The following is a 2,427-nucleotide window of genomic DNA, read 5'->3' as shown; positions in this document are numbered from 1 at the left end:
TTTTCCGAAAAACATTTGTCCATTTTCGTTTAAATTCCTCAATCTTATCTAAATTCCCGAAATTTGTTTCCTCTGGTAATACTCGGTAGTACGCCCAAACGTAGCCCTCTTTTGTCAGCAACATATTATTATGTATCGTCTTTAAAGGGGACTGGTACGTTTTAATTCCAGTGTCTACTGCCATACTTGCTATCCAACTCCTTTTAAAAAAGAGCCTAGCGTTAAACTAGGCTCTACTCCTCATATTTTTGAAACACAACTTTTTTTGGTAAATGAACAACTTCATCTTGGCAAAATTTCTTCTTAGGAAGAAAAATCAAAAACATAAACTTCCCTAAATCAAATAAATACCAATGCAACTTCTGACCATCAGGATTTAACTTCAAAATAACTCCCGAAATAATCCACGGGACACCTAAATAAATCAAATACTGCAAACCGCCTAACAATGAATTTAAAAACTCAATCACACCTCTAAAAAAAATATATAGAATCGCAATCACCACGACCATAATCATAAATCGAGCCAATGGTAATGCCACAGGTAATGTGATTTTCCATAATTTCCGTATTTTTGCGGGTTCGTCAAAAATATATTTGTAGTTATAACATTGCTTCACGCAATAACCCCCTTCCTGGCAAGTCATACAGACAAATTATTCGTCAAAATCTTTTTGTTGTTTTGCTAGTAATTCTTCTAACTCAAAATTTCTAGCAACTAATTTTTCATTTTCAGATCGCAAATGATTAATGTCATAAAGGGATAAAGATTGTATTTCTATGGCATCTACCAATTCTTTTGCATAAGTGCTTATCTCTGCATCATTTGTCGCTCTTTCCGCCTGTTTCAATCGCTTAAGATACTTCTTTTTTCTGTCGATATCGTTTAAACAATCTTCTAATATCGCTGCCTTGAAAATTGGATTCGTGTAAACATTTCGCAATTCTTTATCTAATTCCATCACATATCCTATCAGCAAAGCACAAATAAGAAACAATCCACTTATTATGGTCACCATAACAATCCCCCCTAAATTTTGTCTAGAACAACAATTCTGCTACTTTAGATAATGCCGACGACACTACGTTTGGATTTTGAACAACAAAGTAAGCTGCCCCAGCAGCTACCATAAATCCAACCATTTTACCCCAATCCTGCTTCCATAAATACCGCACCGCAAAAACAACTAATACAATCCAAATGGCGTTACCGCCCTCAGTTTTAACCCATGTTAAAAATCCGCTTAAACTTGGCATACTTAATTTCCTCCTAATGTATGATTTAATTCTGAAACAAAAAACTTCCCATCAACTTTACTTAATGTTATCGTCATATTTTCTTTATGATTGAATGTTGTATCTTTCAAGGTAAATTCAACAACCGACTTCACAATATAGCCGCCATCCTGTCCTGCATACACTCGATTATCAGACGACACATACTCGTATTCACCATCTAAACTTTCAGGATCAGCCATCATATACGACATATCCTCTAAAGAGTTAGTCGCATAGTTAGAAAAAAACTGTTCTAAAAACGTAGTAACTTCGCTGCTTTCATCAGAAGGCACCTCAGATTCATCATTCATTGAATTTTCTTGTAGGCCTGTCAACCCCTTATCTTGTGGCGCACTTGTATAATAAGGAATCTCAGAAATTGCGATAACTCCATTTTCACTAATAAACGGAATATTGATTAGCTGATTAACAACTAATTCCGTACTATCTTCTTCAGTATCTTCAATAGAATAGGTCACCAAATACTTGGCCACACGCTGAGTGTCCTCTTGGCTGATCTCATACAACTTATAAGATGTTAGCTTTTGAATATAGGAACTAGACGAACTTACAACAGAAGGATCACCAAAATATTCCTTTAAAGTTTCTTCTCGAACCGTTTTGGCCGCATTATCTTGCGGGTTACTATTCAAAAAGATTGGTAAAAACCGACTAAAATAAGCATCAACTTGTGTCGTATCATCCACAATTTCTTCTGGATTTGATAACTGATTTTGAACACTTTCAACAGCGGCTTGTGCCTGGGCGCTTCTCACATTAGCCGTGGCTGCTGCTCCAAAAGCCATACCGCCTGAAGCCCCTAATCCTAGTACAAGTACCCAAACTCCAACACGAGCAATTTTAGAGAAACTTCTTTTTGCTTCAGGAATTTGCTTTTCTTTTTTAGCCTTCCTTTTTTGGCCAACACTCGCATTATCGACCTCATTAAACTCATAAACATACGCATTTTCTTTTTCTACTGCACTAATAGAGCCATCAGAATCAGGAAACGCAGCTTGTTCAATTAGATCAGGTTCAGCAAAATATTTTTCATTTGAATTTTCAACAAATGAAATATCCAACTCTTTCTGAATTTTTTTCAATTCTTCGGACGTTGGCGTAACCAGCAACCGCTCAATACTAGAAATC

5 protein-coding genes are annotated in these 2,427 nt (G+C 36.1%); all 5 read right to left on the bottom strand.

Annotation, left to right across the window (positions count from 1 at the left end; genetic code table 11):
* Positions 1–184 (bottom strand): hypothetical protein (locus AC1Z3S_RS19935; protein WP_461741825.1); only part of this gene is annotated, 184 nt, incomplete at its 3' end.
* Positions 185–233: 49 nt separating this feature from the next.
* Positions 234–620, bottom strand: a complete 387-nt coding sequence (locus AC1Z3S_RS19930; protein ID WP_265460272.1) for a TcpE family conjugal transfer membrane protein — start codon at positions 618–620, stop codon at positions 234–236.
* Positions 621–656: 36 nt separating this feature from the next.
* Positions 657–1,019: a hypothetical protein gene (locus AC1Z3S_RS19925; RefSeq protein ID WP_461741824.1), complete on the bottom strand. Its 363-nt coding sequence runs from the start codon at positions 1,017–1,019 to the stop codon at positions 657–659.
* A 22-nt stretch (positions 1,020–1,041) separates the two neighbouring features.
* Positions 1,042–1,257: a TcpD family membrane protein gene (locus AC1Z3S_RS19920; protein ID WP_265460270.1), complete on the bottom strand. Its 216-nt coding sequence runs from the start codon at positions 1,255–1,257 to the stop codon at positions 1,042–1,044.
* 2 nt (positions 1,258–1,259) lie between these two features.
* A partial coding sequence (locus tag AC1Z3S_RS19915) for a conjugal transfer protein (RefSeq protein ID WP_461741823.1) occupies positions 1,260–2,427 on the bottom strand: 1,168 nt, incomplete at its 5' end.

Source organism: Enterococcus sp. LJL90 (assembly GCF_056924355.1).
This window is presented reverse-complemented; position numbering and strand designations above follow the sequence as displayed.